The organism is Luteibacter sp. 329MFSha (assembly GCF_900111665.1).
GTDB lineage: Bacteria > Pseudomonadota > Gammaproteobacteria > Xanthomonadales > Rhodanobacteraceae > Luteibacter.
Map to the genome: position 1 here is coordinate 476,212 of NZ_FOJE01000001.1, position 13,190 is coordinate 489,401.

Below are 13,190 nucleotides of genomic sequence, written 5' to 3' on the forward strand. Positions count from 1 at the left end.
CTGCGAGAAGGCCTCTACCGTGGCGTCACGTGCAACCGACGTGCCTTCGACGGGCGCCGTGATCCGGCTGTCTCCGCGGTCCGCCCAGCTGATCCACCTGGGCGCGCAAGGCCTTCTGCGACGAAGCACGCGCAAGGCGCGTCGCGGCGATGTCGTGCCCACGATCGCACGCATGGGCGTGCTGCAGATCGACACGATCAACGTCGTCGCGCGTAGCCCCTACATGGTGCTCTTCTCGCGCCTCGGACCCTATGCGAACGACTGGCTGGACGACGCGCTCGCCGAGGGACGCATCGCGGAATGCTGGGCCCACGAGGCATGTTTCGTTCCGGCGACCGAGTTCCGCTGGCATCGCGATTACCGTTCCGGCCGCGCGGGGCACTGGGCGCATCGGAGCGCGGAGCGCACGTACGCCGAGGCGCGGATCGACATGGAGGCGCTGCTCGACCGGATCCGCCGCGAAGGACCGTTGCGTGCGGCCGACTTCGAGCGCGAGGGCACTGGCACGAAAGGATGGTGGGGCTGGAAGCCGGAGAAGCGCTGGCTCGAGGCATGGTTCGCGCTGGGCAGGCTGATGGTCGCCCGGCGCGATCGCTTCCAGCGTGTCTACGACCTTTCGGAGCGCGTCGTCGCCGCCTGGCCGGAGCCACCAACTTCGGGAACGCTCGACGAAGCGACCGTCCGGCGGCATTTCATCGTCGAAAGCGTGCGTGCGCTCGGCATCGCGAAGGCGCGCTGGATCGCCGATTATTTTCGCCTGAAGCCCCGCGTCACCGACGACGAGCTCGCGCCGCTCGTCGCGGACGGCACGCTGTCACGCGTCGAGGTCGATGGGTGGAGCGACGCCGCGTACGTGCACCGGGAGCACGGCGATCTTCTTGCAGAGGGCGCGCGCAACGCGCTGCGTGCTTCCCGGACCACCTTGCTGTCACCGTTCGATCCGGTCGTGTGGGACCGGGCCCGGGCCCTCGAGCTGTTCGGGTTCGAATACACGATCGAGTGCTATACGCCGGCGGCGAAGCGGAAATACGGCTACTACGCGTTGCCCATCCTGCATCGAGGCAGGCTCATCGGTCGCGTCGACGCCAAGGCGCACCGGCAGTCGGGCATGTTCCAGGTGATCGGGATATGGCTCGAAGACGGCGTGCAGGCGTCCGTGCCGGTCGTGCAGGGCGTGGCCGAAGCGATATCGACGTGCGCCGCGTGGCACGGCACCCCGAGGGTGGTCGTCGAACGCGGCCAGCCAAGGGGGCTGGCCGCGTTGGTCCAGGCGGCGCTGGACGCCTGATCAGCGGGTGGAGGCGGGCGCCGGCACGTCCGCGCAGGACTTGCCGTGCAAGGCTTCCTTGAGCTGGTTCGCGAGCGACGTGCAGCGGTTGCCGAGCTGGTCGCGCATGTCCGGATCCTGCGATTGCTTCAGCAGGCTCGTCCGCATCATGTCGTAGCGGGTGTCGATCTGGTCGCGGGCGTAGATGCCGGCGGCCAGGTGGCAGGTCTTGTAGCTGGCGAGATACTCGTCGCAGGACGCGATACCGGTGCTCTCGGGCAGCGGCGCGTCCTTGACGCTCGTGCGGGTGGTCGTGCGCGTGGTCGTCGTGCTGGTGCTGCCGGTGGACTTCGTGCCGCCGGTCGCCGGCGTCGCCGTGGTGGTCACGGTGCGGGTGGTGGTCGGGGCCGGCTTCGTCGAGTGGTCCGAACAGGCGGCCAGGGCGAGGGCGCCTGCGAAGAAAGGAATCAGTCGGAGCGTGTGGCGGTTCATGGTCGGCGGTCCCCCTTTCGGTAACGGTGACGGTGGCAAAAACGGACAATCGAGTCGCACCCCGGGTGCGACGCGGCGCAAGCATGTTCCCACACGGGGTGAAAACCGCGTCAGCGCGGGGCGGTTCGATCGGCGCCCATCGCTATTTGCGTCGAGCGCGAGTATAGTCGGCGGACTGTGTTTGCCGGGGTCATAGAGTTACGTTGACCCGATGCAGCTGATCACGTATCCGCAACATCGCTTCGCTCCTCGCGTTTCCTTGCACACCAGTAACGCAGCGGCTTACGTCAAGTCGCTGGTTTCATTCGTAAAAATTGGAGTGTTTCTATGTCGGATCGTGAGATCGGCACCGTCAAGTGGTTCAACGATGCCAAGGGCTTCGGCTTCATTTCCCGTGAGAACGGCCCGGACGTGTTCGTGCACTTCCGCGCCATCCAGGGTAACGGCTTCAAGTCGCTCGCCGAAGGCGAGAAGGTCTCCTTCAAGGTCGTGAACGGCCAGAAGGGCCTGCAGGCCGAAGAAGTCAACAAGGCCTGATACGTCTTGCGACAAGCTTCGTGAAAAGACCGGGCGGAAACGCCCGGTTTTTTTTGCCCGCCGGTCGTGCAGGCTTCGCGGGTCGGCGCCTTTATTCCTAGGCCATTTTCTTATTTGTGAAGCCGGATAAGGCTTTAATCGCATTCATTGGCGTGATCGGCGTCAAAAAATCGACCTGTGTAGGCATTCCCCTACAGAACTTTGGCGAAATGTGGTTATCATCCGACTTACTGTGTCTGCGCGGTCACGAGAGTGACCCGATGTAAGCGAGTAATCCGACGCTCCATCGCCTCACCCGGTCCTGCATGCCCAGTAAGTCGCCGGCTCACGCGAGCCGGGTTATTCGTGTGTTGGATAGAGGTGTGTGTGATGGCAACTGGTACTGTTAAGTGGTTCAACGACGCCAAGGGCTTCGGCTTCATTACTCAGGATGAGGGCGGCCCGGACGTGTTCGTGCACTTCCGTTCGATCCAGGGCAACGGCTTCAAGTCGCTTGCCGAGGGTCAGAAGGTGGAATACACCGTGACCCAGGGCCAGAAGGGCCCGCAGGCGGACAACGTCATTCCCAAGTGAGTCTTGCGGGCAGGCCTTCGGCCGCCCGATATTGCACGACTTCCGCTCCTCCGGCGCCCTGCGCCGGGGGAGCTTTTGCGCGCACGACGGATACCGCATGACGGACGCCACGGACGAACGGGTCGCACGGGAAACCATCCACCTCCGGATGGACGACGGGGCGACCGCCGATCTGCTCTTCTTCTGCCCCCGCGAGCGCTCCCTCGCGGCGTTGCTCTGGGTTCCCGCGCTTGGCGTGGCGGCACGCCACTACGAGCCGTTCGCCCGGGCGCTCGCCGCGCACGGCATCACCGTGGGCATCCACGAATGGCGTGGCCACGGATCGAGCGACCGCCGGGCTGGTCGCCAATGCGACTGGGGCTACCGCGAACTGCTCACCTACGACCTGCCGCGTAGCCTCGATACGCTCGCCACCACCGTCGGGGACATCCCGCTGCACGTGGGCGGCCATAGCCTCGGCGGACAGCTCGCCTGCCTGCTCGCCGGCATGACGCCGCACGAGCTGGCCGGCGTCGCGCTCGTCGCCAGCGGCGCCCCGTACTGGCGCCGCTTCCCGCCGTGGGTGCTTTTAGCGTACGTCGCCGCGCCGGCGCTCGCCCACATGGTCGGCCGTCTGCCCGGCAGGCGGATCGGGTTCGGCGGCAACGAGGCGCGCGGCGTGATCGACGACTGGTCCCGTAGCGGCCGCCGTGGCGTTTACGCCGCGGCGGGGCTCGCGGTCGACCTGGAGGCGGCGCTCGGTCGTCAGCGCGCGCCGGTGCGCGCGTTGAGGCTCCAGGACGACTGGCTGGCGCCGGCGTCGTCGCTGGATTTCCTGCTCGACAAGATGCCCGACGCGTCGCGCGACACGGGTGTCGTGACGCCCGACGAGCTCGGCGGCGAACGCGCCGATCATTTCGCCTGGATGAAACAGCCGGCCAGCGTGGCACGCCGCCTCGCGAACGGCATGTTGCAAGGCTGAGCGGCACGCACGGCGACACACGCGTACCATCCGTCCACCCCCACGTTTGCTAGGCTCCCATCTGTTTCCCGGGGAGAAGCCCATGACCACCATTCCCATCGACGGCAAGCAACGCGACCTCGGTGGCGGCTTCGTCGTACGCCGCATGCTTCCGCATCTGAAAGCGCGTCACGTCGGCCCGTTCGTTTTCTTCGACCAGATGGGACCGGCGTCGTTCGAGGACGACGCCGGTCTCGACGTGCGTCCGCACCCGCACATCGGTCTGGCCACCGTCACGTGGCTGTTCGATGGCGTCATCCGCCACCGTGACAGCCTCGGCAGCGCCGTCGACATCCGTCCCGGCGAAGTCAACTGGATGACCGCCGGACGCGGCATCGTGCACTCCGAGCGCACGCCGCCGGAGGTCCGCCCCGCCGGCGAGGCGCACAACGGGAATCTGCACGGCATCCAGGTATGGGTGGCGCTGCCGAAGAGCCACGAACGCATCGAGCCCGAGTTCCACCACCACGCCGCGGGCGAACTGCCCGTGGTGGAGCGCGACGGTGCGCGGCTCGTCGTGATCGCGGGCGACGCGTTCGGCGAACGATCGCCGGTACGCGTGTTCGCACCGATGTTCTTCGTCGAGGCGCGGCTGCGGAAGGGCGCACGTGTCGCGATGCCGGCGCAGCACGCCGAGTGGGGCGCCTACGTCGTCGAGGGTGCCGCGCGCTTCGGCGACGTGGAACTCGGCAAGCTCGACATGGCCGTGGCGCACGATGGCGATCCGCCCGAGCTCGTCGCGCACGAGGATTCGTTGATCATGCTGTTCGGCGGCGCACCGCTCGACGGCGAGCGCCACCTGTGGTGGAACTTCGTCGCGAGCTCCCCAGAGCTCATCGAGGCGGCCAAGGCCGACTGGTCGGAAGGCCGTTTCCCGATCGTGCCCGGCGACGAATACGAACGCATTCCCTTGCCCACGTACTGAAGACGAGGCGCGTCATGGCACGGTTCGCCAGTTTCCGCGAGTTCTATCCCTATTACCTCGGTGAGCACGCGGACGTGCGCTGCCGACGCCTCCATTTCGCGGGCAGCTGGGTCGTGCTCGTCGCGCTCGCGATGCTCGTGGCCACCGGCCAGGCCTGGTGGCTCCTGGCGGCCCTGGTCGGTGGCTACGGTTTCGCATGGGTGGGTCACTTCGTCTTCGAGAAGAACCGGCCGGCGACGTTCCGGCATCCGTTCTACAGCTTCATGGGCGACTGGGCGATGTTCCGGGACATCCTGCGTGGACGCGTTTCACTGCGCTGAACGCGTCCACGCGACCCGTCACGCGACTTCCGCGGCTGCCGCCTTGCCCTGTTCGCGCTGCTCCCTGCGCGCCGCGCTCCACGTCGGCAACGCCATGTCGTCGCGCGCGACGCGGCACGCGTGCAGGAGCCGCTCGACGTCGCCGTCGCTCATGCCCGCATTTAGCGTCAGGCGGAGCAGCGAACGGTTGACCGTCGTCGCCGGCGCGCTGAACACGGAGCCGAAGATCCCATGCCGCTCCATCACGTCGCGCACGTGGCCGGTCAGGATTTCCTGGCCCGCCTCGAACGCGATGATCTGCTCCGTGCCGTCGCCGATGGGATAGCCGAGCTCGGTCAGCTCGTGGCGCACGCGTCGCGTGACGGCGCGCAGCCGCTGCCTGCGCCAGCCCTCCGTCTGGATCACGCGGTGCGCCGCCGAGAGGCCGGCGAGCTCATGCGGGAGTAACGACGAACTGAAGATCGCCGGCAGCGCCTCGCAACCGAAGTAATCCTTGAAGCGCGTCGTGCACGCGATGAAGCCGGCGCGCGAGCAATACGCCTTCGCGAGGCTCGCCGTGATGAAGTGCACGCGGTCGTTGAGGCCGAGGCTGGCGACGAGGCCTTCGCCGCGCGCGCCATGCGTGCCGAGCGAATGGGATTCGTCGACGACCAGCACGCATCCGTGCGCTTCCGCCACGGCGGCGATGTCCGTGAGCGGCGCCAGGCTGCCGTTCGTGCTGTACACGGCGTCGACGACGATCACGCCGGCGCCGTTGCGCAGCACCTGCCTTTCCAGGTGCGCGACGTCGTTGTGCAGCACCGGCACCGCTTTCGCTCCCGCGCTGCGTATGCCTTCCCATAGCGAGGCGTGCGCGAGCATGTCGATGTAGACCGGAATACGCTCGCCGGCCAGCGACTGGATCAGCCCGACGTTCGCGGCGAAGCCCGACTGGGCGAGGATGCCGTCCTCGCTGCCCACGGCACGGGCGAGCTCGGCCTCGGCCCGATGCAGGGGCTGATCGGCATCCTGCTGGAAGAGGGCGGACATCATCATGCCGAGGCCACCCGTCGCGAGCGCGTCGCGCTGGGCCTCGACGATGTCCGGATGGCCGGCGATGGCGAGGTAGTCGTTGCTCTGGAGCATCAGGTCGCCGTCGGACGGGCGGCGGCCGCGCAAAATGTGACGGCCACCCCAGTCGATGGCCACCCGTTCATTGTGAAATCGATCGACCCTGCGTGCGACGAATGCCGGAAGCTCCGGCGCCTTGACGATCGGGTGGAGGATGGAAACGTTTTCCATGGTCTTCTCTCTCTGTCAGCGGGCGAACTTCGCCGCCGCCCGACGGACGGCGCACGCACGCCGGCCTCGCCCTGCCAGGCGCGAAATCGTCACAGAGGTACGCGAACGACCGCCCGCGAGGGCCTGCCGCACCCCATGGCTTTGAGACAGAGAGGGCACGGCCAGGGGCCGCACCGGTTGGATTTCACGGGCGATAGGACGCCGCTGCGCCGATCCCGCCGGCGCATGAGAGTGGCGAGCCTGGGATAGAGGCCCTAGATGCGGTGTGAACGGCTGTCCGCGGCCAGGCTAAGATCCTGTTCGCGCAGCCACGTGCGGTACGACTTCACGTGTTGCAGCCGGAAACGCTCCACATCGTCGATGAGGGCGTAGTAGTACCACTGTTCGCCGGAGACGGCAGTCGCGGGGTGCAGTTGCGACTCGGGATCGCGGACGCCCCGGTGGTAGAAGCCGTCGCGGGAGTTGAACCAGGGCAGGGCCGCACCCTGGCGAAGCGCCTCGAGGACGGCCGGAGGCGCCCCGAGATCTGCCGCAATTTCATAGTGGGTGCGCAGGTCCTCGTCCGTCTGGACGAGGAGGAAGCGCCCGATGCCCCAGGCGTCCACCAGCAGCAGGCCGGTCGGATTGCAGTGCACGTAACACTCGACGGGCTGGAAGGTGGCGGTCACCGACTGCAGGACTTCGCGGAACGCGGGATCGCGCAGGAAGCGGAAATTGCCGAGCGCCAGGGTTTCGGCGACGAAGGCGCTGGCGCGCTCGAAGTAGCGGCGCTGCAGTTCCGTGATGGCCGTCTGCAGCTTGGAGATCGCCTCGGGATCGTTCTTGCGGATGAAGCGGTCGATGACGCCCGAATTGAAGGCGTCGATGGCGGTGGCGTCGTCCGCGCGGCCGGTCAGGAGGATCTTGCCGATGTGCGGGTTGGGCAGGCGCTTGCAGAAGCTGATGCCGTCCATTTCGGGCATCGCCTGATCGACCACCACGACGGAGATCTCGGCGAAGCGCTCCGGGTCGTAGACCACGCGGTGGATGGAATCGATGTCCAGCGCGACCAGTTCCTGGGTCTCGGACGGGCGATCTTTCCAGCGGTAGAGCCAGCCGCCGCCGGGAACGGGCCGGCTGCCGTTGTTGCCCAGCGTCGCCAGCGCGTTGCGCGGCGAGCTGAAGGTCCGCACCCGCATCATCGGGTCGAGCAGCAACGGGACCACGTCGAGGTATTCCTCGTGGTCGTCGACCAGCACGGTGGTGGTCGGGAAATGGAAGGGCTGGATGTCGCCCTGCGAGTTCAACGTCATCACTGCCGGTCCCCGGTCTCCGGATGCGGAAAGGAGAGGGTGAACTCCGTGAATTCCCCCAGATTGGTACGGCACGAGATGCCTCCGCCCATATGCTCCATCGCCGCGCGACAAAAAGCGAGTCCTATCCCCAGCCCGGTCACGTTGCCCGTCCCCGCGCTGTCGCTGGCGTGGGAGTAAAACCGGTTGAAAATGCGGGGAAGAACGTCCGGAGGGATGCCCGGGCCGGTGTCGTGGACCCGTATCCGGTTGACCAGTTCGCCCGGCTCGACGAAGACCCGGATGTCGCCCTTGCCGGCCCGATCGGTATGAAAAAGTGCATTCCGCAGCAGATTGAAGAGGACGTGGACCACCAGGGCCTCCTCGCCGAGCAGCCGGAAGTCGCCCGCCACCGAGAGGGTGATGCGCTCGCGCTCCGCGCGGGAGCCGTAGGGGAAACGTCGAAGCGCCTGGTCCACCAGTTCGCGGGCTGCCAGCGGAGTGAGTGGCACCTCGCCGATCGGCCGGGCCGACAGCAGCAGCATGTCGATGATCGTGTTCGCGTAGGTGACCTCGCGCTCCATGACCCCGATGCTGCGCTCCAGTGCGTGCAGGTTCTGCGCGCGGACCTCCGGCACCGGAAGCCCCTCGGATTCCGCGAGCCGGTGGCTGCGGATCAGGTCGGGCATGAACCGGGCCACGGCGCGGGCGGCGATGCGCAGGGACCCCAGCGGCGTGCGCAGTTCGTGGGCGATGTTGTTGGACGCGGCCGTCAGGGCGTCGATGCGCGACTGCTCCGCCATGTTGGCCGAGACCGTGCACGTCGCGCCGCCGACCATGCCGAACATCAGCAGCGGGACGTATTCGAGCATCGTCCGCGCGTGCAGGTGGGCCTCCGGCGACAGCGCGAAGACCAGCGCGGCCAGCGCGCTGCCGATGGTGAAGACGACGAGGAAGCTGGCGATGTCGAACAGCATCATCAGCAGCATCACGCACGCCAGGTGCGTCATCAGCCAGGCCGGCGTCGCGTTGCGCAGGGTCATGTAACCGACGAAGAAGGGCATCGCGATGGTCATCGCGAAGTACCAGTAGGTGGGCAGGTGCGTACGCAGCCGCCGCGGCCACCAGGGCAGCAGGGCCAGCGGGATGAACGTGGCGCTGCAGATCAGCCGCATGGGCAGGTTTTCGTACGGCTGCGGGAAGAGGTACGCCCAGATGGGGTAATACACGGCCAGGCAGAAGCTGCCGACGACGCCGATGGCCACCATCTTGGGCTGCGAGTAGCGCGTCCGCAGGAACATCGTGGTTTCAAAGCGCTCGAGCGCGCGCATCAGCAGCCACAACTGCAGCCGGAAGAACTGCCGGGGCCGGGTGGTGTCCGGCGTCGCGGCGGTGCCCGGCAAGGCGTCCGTCGTTCGGTCTTCGCTCACGGCTGGGCACCGCCGCTCATCGGTACTGCCGGTGACAGGACTGGCACGCCTCGCCGACCGGGGCGAGCGTGGCCGTCAGCGCCTCGCAGTTCGCGGGTGCCGCCGCCACGGCGGCGTCCAGCGCCGTGCCGAGATGGTCGGCCGCCGCATAGAACGCCGCGTCCATGTCCGGGAAGGCATCGCGCACGTCCGTGGCCGCGGCGCGCATCCGCCCGAACCGGAGCACGGAGGCCTTGGCATCGCACTGGTTCGCCCGCACGTTGGCGCGCAGTACGCCCATGTGGTGCTGCATCACGGCCATCACGCCCCGATGGAAGGGGGTGCCCTGGTGAAGGGCGGACAGGGCGAAGGTCGCCCCCATCGCGCCTGTCACGAGGCCGAGGATGACGAGTAGCAGCGGGCGCATTGGTGGTCCATCGCATACGAGGACGCCAGCATAGCCCACGGTCACCTTTGTTCAATATGAGACAATGAGCACCTATTCCCCCAGCGAGTCCCCCGTGAGCACGGCCCAGGCCGAACGTTTCGCCGGCATCGAGCGACTGTACGGTCGCGGCACCCTCGACCGCCTCGCCCATGCGCACGTCTGCGTGATCGGCGTGGGCGGCGTGGGCTCGTGGGCGGCCGAGGCGCTGGCACGCAGCGGCATCGGCCGGCTGACGCTGATCGACGGCGACGACGTGTGCCTCTCCAACACGAACCGCCAGATGCACGCGCTGGACGGTCAGTACGGCAAGCCGAAGGTCGGCGTCGTGGCGGAGCGCGCCCATGCCATCAGCCCGACGATCCGGCTCGAGGCGATGGAGCGTTTCCTCACCCCGTCGACGCTTGACGAACTGCTCGACCGCGGCTACGACGTCGTCATCGACGCCTGCGACGCGCTCAAGGTCAAGCTGGAGACCATCGTGTGGTGCCGGCGCCGGAAGGTGCCGCTCGTCACCGTGGGCGCGGCGGGAGGCCGGACGGATCCAACGCAGATCCGCGTGCGCGACCTTTCGCGCACCGAGCACGACGCGATGCTCAGCATGATCCGCAAGAAGCTCCGCCAGGAACACGGCTTCCCGCGGAATCCGGATCGCTTCTTCGGGGTGTCGGCCGTGTACTCGATGCAGAACGTGCAGTATCCGCAGGCGGACGGCACGGTGTGCGGCGTGCGTCCGCCGGGCAGCGATGCGCTCAAGCTCGACTGCGGCGGCGGCCTGGGCGCGGCGACGCATGTCACCGGTGCCTTCGCGTTCGCGGCGGTGGGCAAGGCGCTCGAGAAACTGACCGCGAAACCGAAGGCCTGATCAGCGCGCCGCGGCGACGATCGACAGGGCGTCTTCGAGCCGGCCGATGTCTTCCTCGGCGCCGAGCGACAGCCGGACACCCCGCGGCCGTCGGGGCCGCGACACGAAGTTCGACGAGCGCGCCACGCGCACGCCGCGAGCGAGCAGGCGACGCTCCACGCCCACGGGATCCGTCGCCGGAAGCCAGGCGTGCAGGCACGCGCCGTTCACGACCAGATCGTCACCGACGATGCGCCGGGCGAGCCGTCCGCGTTCGCGCATGCTTCCGGCCAGCCCCTGAAGGTGCGCGTCGAGGCTGCCGTCGTCCATGCAGCGCGCGACGACGCGCGGCCAGAGGGTCGGAAGTCCGTCCTGCTCCCGCTGGATCAGCGCGGTGGTCGACGCGTGCGATTCGCGGTCCGGGTGGAGCAGCCAGCCGACCCGCAGGCCGGGACCGAGGATCTTGCCGATGCCGCCCGCGTGGAAGACGCGTTCGGGCGCGAGCGACGCCAGCGACGGCAGCGCCTCGCCGCTGAAGGTCGCGAGCGGCGAATAGACGTCCCCCTCGATGAGGATCAGTCCGAGCTCCCGCGCCGTGGCGACGATCGCCTGGCGCCGCGCGAGCGGCATGGTGACCGTCGTAGGGTTCTGATACGTGGGCTGGACGTAGAAGACCTGCGCGGCGTGACGGCGCGCGGCCTGGGCGAGCGCCTCGGGCCGGGCGCCGTGCTCGTCCGCCGCGACGTCGACGCACTGGATGCCCATGCCCCGCGCGGCGGTCCGGAAGCCGTGGTACGTGCGCTCCTCGACCAGCACGACCCGGTTCCGCGGCATCGCCACCTGGAGCAGGGTGAGCCCGAGTGCATGCCGCGCGCCGATGGTCAGCGCGATCAGCGCCGGATCGACCTCCGCGTGCCCCGATGCCCGCGCGAGCCAGCGCGCGATCGCTTCGCGGACGTCGAGGGGACCGGCGAGATCGGGATAGGCCAGCGCGTCGGCGTCCACCCTGGTCCGGGCGAGTCGCGCGTTGAGCAGCGTCGCCGCGTTCAGGCGAAGGGGCAGGTTGACGGCAAGATCGTAGTTCGGCGCCATGCGGGCATTGTAGGCTTGCCCACCATGTGGTGCGTCTATCTCATCGAATGCCGTAACGGCGCCTGGTACGCGGGCATCACCAACGACCTGGAGGCGCGCTACGCCGCCCACGTCGCCGGAAAGGGTGCCCGCTACACGCGCGCCAATCCGCCGGTGCGCCTGCTCGGTTCGCGCCCGTTCCCCGATCGCTCGGCGGCGTCGAAGGCCGAGCACGAGGTCAAGCGGCTGCCGAAGGCACGCAAGCTCGCGTGGCTCGGGACGCAGCCTGCGTGACCAGGCGTGGATCAGGGCAACGCGTAGCTCAGGTCGTAGAAGTGCTTGCCGTCGCGGATGTCGATCGTCAGCGTCCCGCTGATCCCCTTGAGGTCGCCGCTGCCTGAATCCGGCACGATCGTGATGGACAGGTCGCGGCCCGCGGCGGACATGACGCCGCGATGGACGAGCGCGAACGCGCCCTTCCTGCCGCCCAGCGTGCCCTCGAAGCGTTCGACCGCGACGTAGGCCGCGGAGCCCGGGGTCGCCGTGCTGGAGGCGGTCAGCATGGTGCCGGCGGACGTTCCATCGAGGTCGCCGTGGAAGACCTTGGCCAGGGTCATCGCCCCGAGTGCCGACCCGTCCCGCTCGTCCGGCTTGCCGGAAGGCGTCATGGTGACGTCGAACGAACCGTGCGCTTGCTGTGACATAGGGTACCCGTAGGCGATGGAGTGACTTAGGATGAGCGCGACAAGCACGCTCCGGCGCAGGAAACGCATGACGTCCTCCGGTCGGAAAATGGAGCCCTTACGGCTTCCACCGTCGACGAAGATACTGCCATGGAAGCCCGTCCTCATACGAAGATCACCCCCGACTGGCATCGCTGGATCGGCGAGTCGCTGGCCGCCGGCCACGGTCCCGCGGATCTCCTGGCCACGATGCGCGAGCACCGGTTCGACGAGCGCGCCGCGCGCGACGCGATCGCCGACGCCGTGTTCGGCGGGGCCGCGCCGCGCGAGGCGTCCGACGCGGTGCCGGCGTCCTTCCGCAGCCGCCTGGGCGAGGGGCACGTCCTCGACGCCGGCGATCGCCGCGTCCGCGTCCTCGCGCGGGTAGCGCGTCCGCTCATCGCCATCCTCGATGGCGTGCTCGACGCCGACGAGTGCGCGGCGCTGCGCGAGATGGCGACGTCGCGTCTCGCGCGCTCGCAGGTCGTCAGCCCCGGCACGGGGCAGGGTGTCGTGCAGTCCATCCGCACCAGCGAGGGGGCCAACTTCGGCCGTTCCGAAAACGAACTGATCGCGCGCGTCGACGCGCGCGCGGCGCTCCTCATGCGACTGGGCGAAGAGCACGGCGAAGGCCTGCAGGCGATGCGTTACGGCGTCGGCGCGGAATACGTCGCCCACTACGATTACTTCCCGCCCGACGACCCCGGCAGCAAGGCGCATCTGGCGAGCGGCGGGCAGCGCGTGTCGACGCTCATCATGTACCTCAACGACGTGGAAGCGGGCGGCGAGACCATCTTCCCGCGCATCGATTTCAGCTACGTCCCACGCCTTGGGCAGGCGCTCTATTTCGAGTACACCACGCCCGAAGGCGCGCTCGATCCGCTGTCGCTGCATGGCGGCGCGCCGGTGCTCCGGGGCGAGAAGTGGATCCTGACGAAATGGATGCGCGAGCACGCCTTTCCCGGCTGACGTTGGTGTAAGGTCGACGCTTCGTCGTCCAGGGGGAAGGGGGAACAATGCGCCGCGAGGCTGC

16 protein-coding genes are annotated in these 13,190 nt (G+C 68.2%); 9 read left to right on the forward strand and 7 right to left on the reverse strand.

Going from position 1 to position 13,190, the window contains the following annotated elements; translation table 11 throughout:
- Positions 1-19: 19 nt before the first annotated feature.
- Positions 20-1,288 (forward strand): winged helix-turn-helix domain-containing protein, encoded by a 1,269-nt coding sequence (locus BMW54_RS02155; protein WP_254779009.1) that lies wholly within the window; start codon positions 20-22, stop codon positions 1,286-1,288.
- Here BMW54_RS02155 and BMW54_RS02160 read toward each other — a convergent pair whose 3' ends face one another.
- Complete coding sequence (locus tag BMW54_RS02160) at positions 1,289-1,759, reverse strand: hypothetical protein (RefSeq protein WP_090052600.1); 471 nt, start codon at positions 1,757-1,759, stop codon at positions 1,289-1,291.
- A 327-nt stretch (positions 1,760-2,086) separates the two neighbouring features.
- Here BMW54_RS02160 and BMW54_RS02165 point away from each other — a divergent pair, with 327 nt between their 5' ends.
- From BMW54_RS02165 to BMW54_RS02185, 5 genes are all read left to right on the forward strand, one after another.
- A complete protein-coding gene (locus tag BMW54_RS02165) occupies positions 2,087-2,296 on the forward strand; it encodes a cold-shock protein (protein ID WP_046967385.1) in 210 nt (69 codons plus the stop codon).
- A gap of 369 nt (positions 2,297-2,665) precedes the next feature.
- Entirely contained in the window at positions 2,666-2,869 is a 204-nt protein-coding gene (locus BMW54_RS02170; RefSeq protein ID WP_090052602.1) for a transcription antiterminator/RNA stability regulator CspE, read from the forward strand.
- 97 nt (positions 2,870-2,966) lie between these two features.
- Positions 2,967-3,830, forward strand: coding sequence for an alpha/beta hydrolase family protein (locus BMW54_RS02175; protein ID WP_254779011.1), 864 nt, complete (start codon positions 2,967-2,969; stop codon positions 3,828-3,830).
- A gap of 82 nt (positions 3,831-3,912) precedes the next feature.
- Positions 3,913-4,794, forward strand: coding sequence for a pirin family protein (locus tag BMW54_RS02180; protein ID WP_090052603.1), 882 nt, complete (start codon positions 3,913-3,915; stop codon positions 4,792-4,794).
- Positions 4,795-4,808: 14 nt separating this feature from the next.
- The gene (locus BMW54_RS02185; RefSeq protein WP_090052604.1) at positions 4,809-5,114 is read left to right on the forward strand and encodes an Mpo1-like protein; all 306 of its coding nucleotides are present in this window, start codon (positions 4,809-4,811) and stop codon (positions 5,112-5,114) included.
- Between the two features lie 18 nt (positions 5,115-5,132).
- Here BMW54_RS02185 and cqsA read toward each other — a convergent pair whose 3' ends face one another.
- The 4 genes from cqsA to BMW54_RS02205 form a co-directional block, all read right to left on the reverse strand.
- Complete coding sequence (gene cqsA, locus BMW54_RS02190; RefSeq protein WP_090052606.1) at positions 5,133-6,395, reverse strand: alpha-hydroxyketone-type quorum-sensing autoinducer synthase; 1,263 nt, start codon at positions 6,393-6,395, stop codon at positions 5,133-5,135.
- A 254-nt stretch (positions 6,396-6,649) separates the two neighbouring features.
- Entirely contained in the window at positions 6,650-7,687 is a 1,038-nt protein-coding gene (locus BMW54_RS02195; protein WP_090052608.1) for a response regulator, read from the reverse strand.
- Positions 7,687-9,096, reverse strand: coding sequence for a sensor histidine kinase (locus tag BMW54_RS02200; protein WP_090052610.1), 1,410 nt, complete (start codon positions 9,094-9,096; stop codon positions 7,687-7,689). The genes BMW54_RS02195 and BMW54_RS02200 overlap by 1 nt, the downstream gene beginning before the upstream one ends.
- A gap of 16 nt (positions 9,097-9,112) precedes the next feature.
- Positions 9,113-9,502: a cytochrome c gene (locus BMW54_RS02205; RefSeq protein WP_090052612.1), complete on the reverse strand. Its 390-nt coding sequence runs from the start codon at positions 9,500-9,502 to the stop codon at positions 9,113-9,115.
- Positions 9,503-9,566: 64 nt separating this feature from the next.
- On the opposite strand from BMW54_RS02205, the gene BMW54_RS02210 reads away from it, so the two are divergent.
- On the forward strand, positions 9,567-10,385 hold the full coding sequence (locus BMW54_RS02210) for a tRNA threonylcarbamoyladenosine dehydratase (RefSeq protein WP_090052615.1): 819 nt from the start codon (positions 9,567-9,569) through the stop codon (positions 10,383-10,385).
- Here BMW54_RS02210 and BMW54_RS02215 read toward each other — a convergent pair whose 3' ends face one another.
- The gene (locus tag BMW54_RS02215; RefSeq protein ID WP_090052617.1) at positions 10,386-11,456 is read right to left on the reverse strand and encodes an aminotransferase-like domain-containing protein; all 1,071 of its coding nucleotides are present in this window, start codon (positions 11,454-11,456) and stop codon (positions 10,386-10,388) included. It abuts the gene before it with no gap.
- Positions 11,457-11,480: 24 nt separating this feature from the next.
- On the opposite strand from BMW54_RS02215, the gene BMW54_RS02220 reads away from it, so the two are divergent.
- Complete coding sequence (locus tag BMW54_RS02220) at positions 11,481-11,729, forward strand: GIY-YIG nuclease family protein (RefSeq protein WP_090052619.1); 249 nt, start codon at positions 11,481-11,483, stop codon at positions 11,727-11,729.
- An 11-nt stretch (positions 11,730-11,740) separates the two neighbouring features.
- Here the strand turns inward: BMW54_RS02220 and BMW54_RS02225 are convergent, their stop codons facing one another.
- On the reverse strand, positions 11,741-12,139 hold the full coding sequence (locus BMW54_RS02225; protein WP_090052621.1) for a DUF3224 domain-containing protein: 399 nt from the start codon (positions 12,137-12,139) through the stop codon (positions 11,741-11,743).
- Positions 12,140-12,268: 129 nt separating this feature from the next.
- Here BMW54_RS02225 and BMW54_RS02230 point away from each other — a divergent pair, with 129 nt between their 5' ends.
- The gene (locus BMW54_RS02230) at positions 12,269-13,126 is read left to right on the forward strand and encodes a 2OG-Fe(II) oxygenase (protein WP_090052623.1); all 858 of its coding nucleotides are present in this window, start codon (positions 12,269-12,271) and stop codon (positions 13,124-13,126) included.
- The last annotated feature ends 64 nt before the right edge of the window (positions 13,127-13,190 follow it).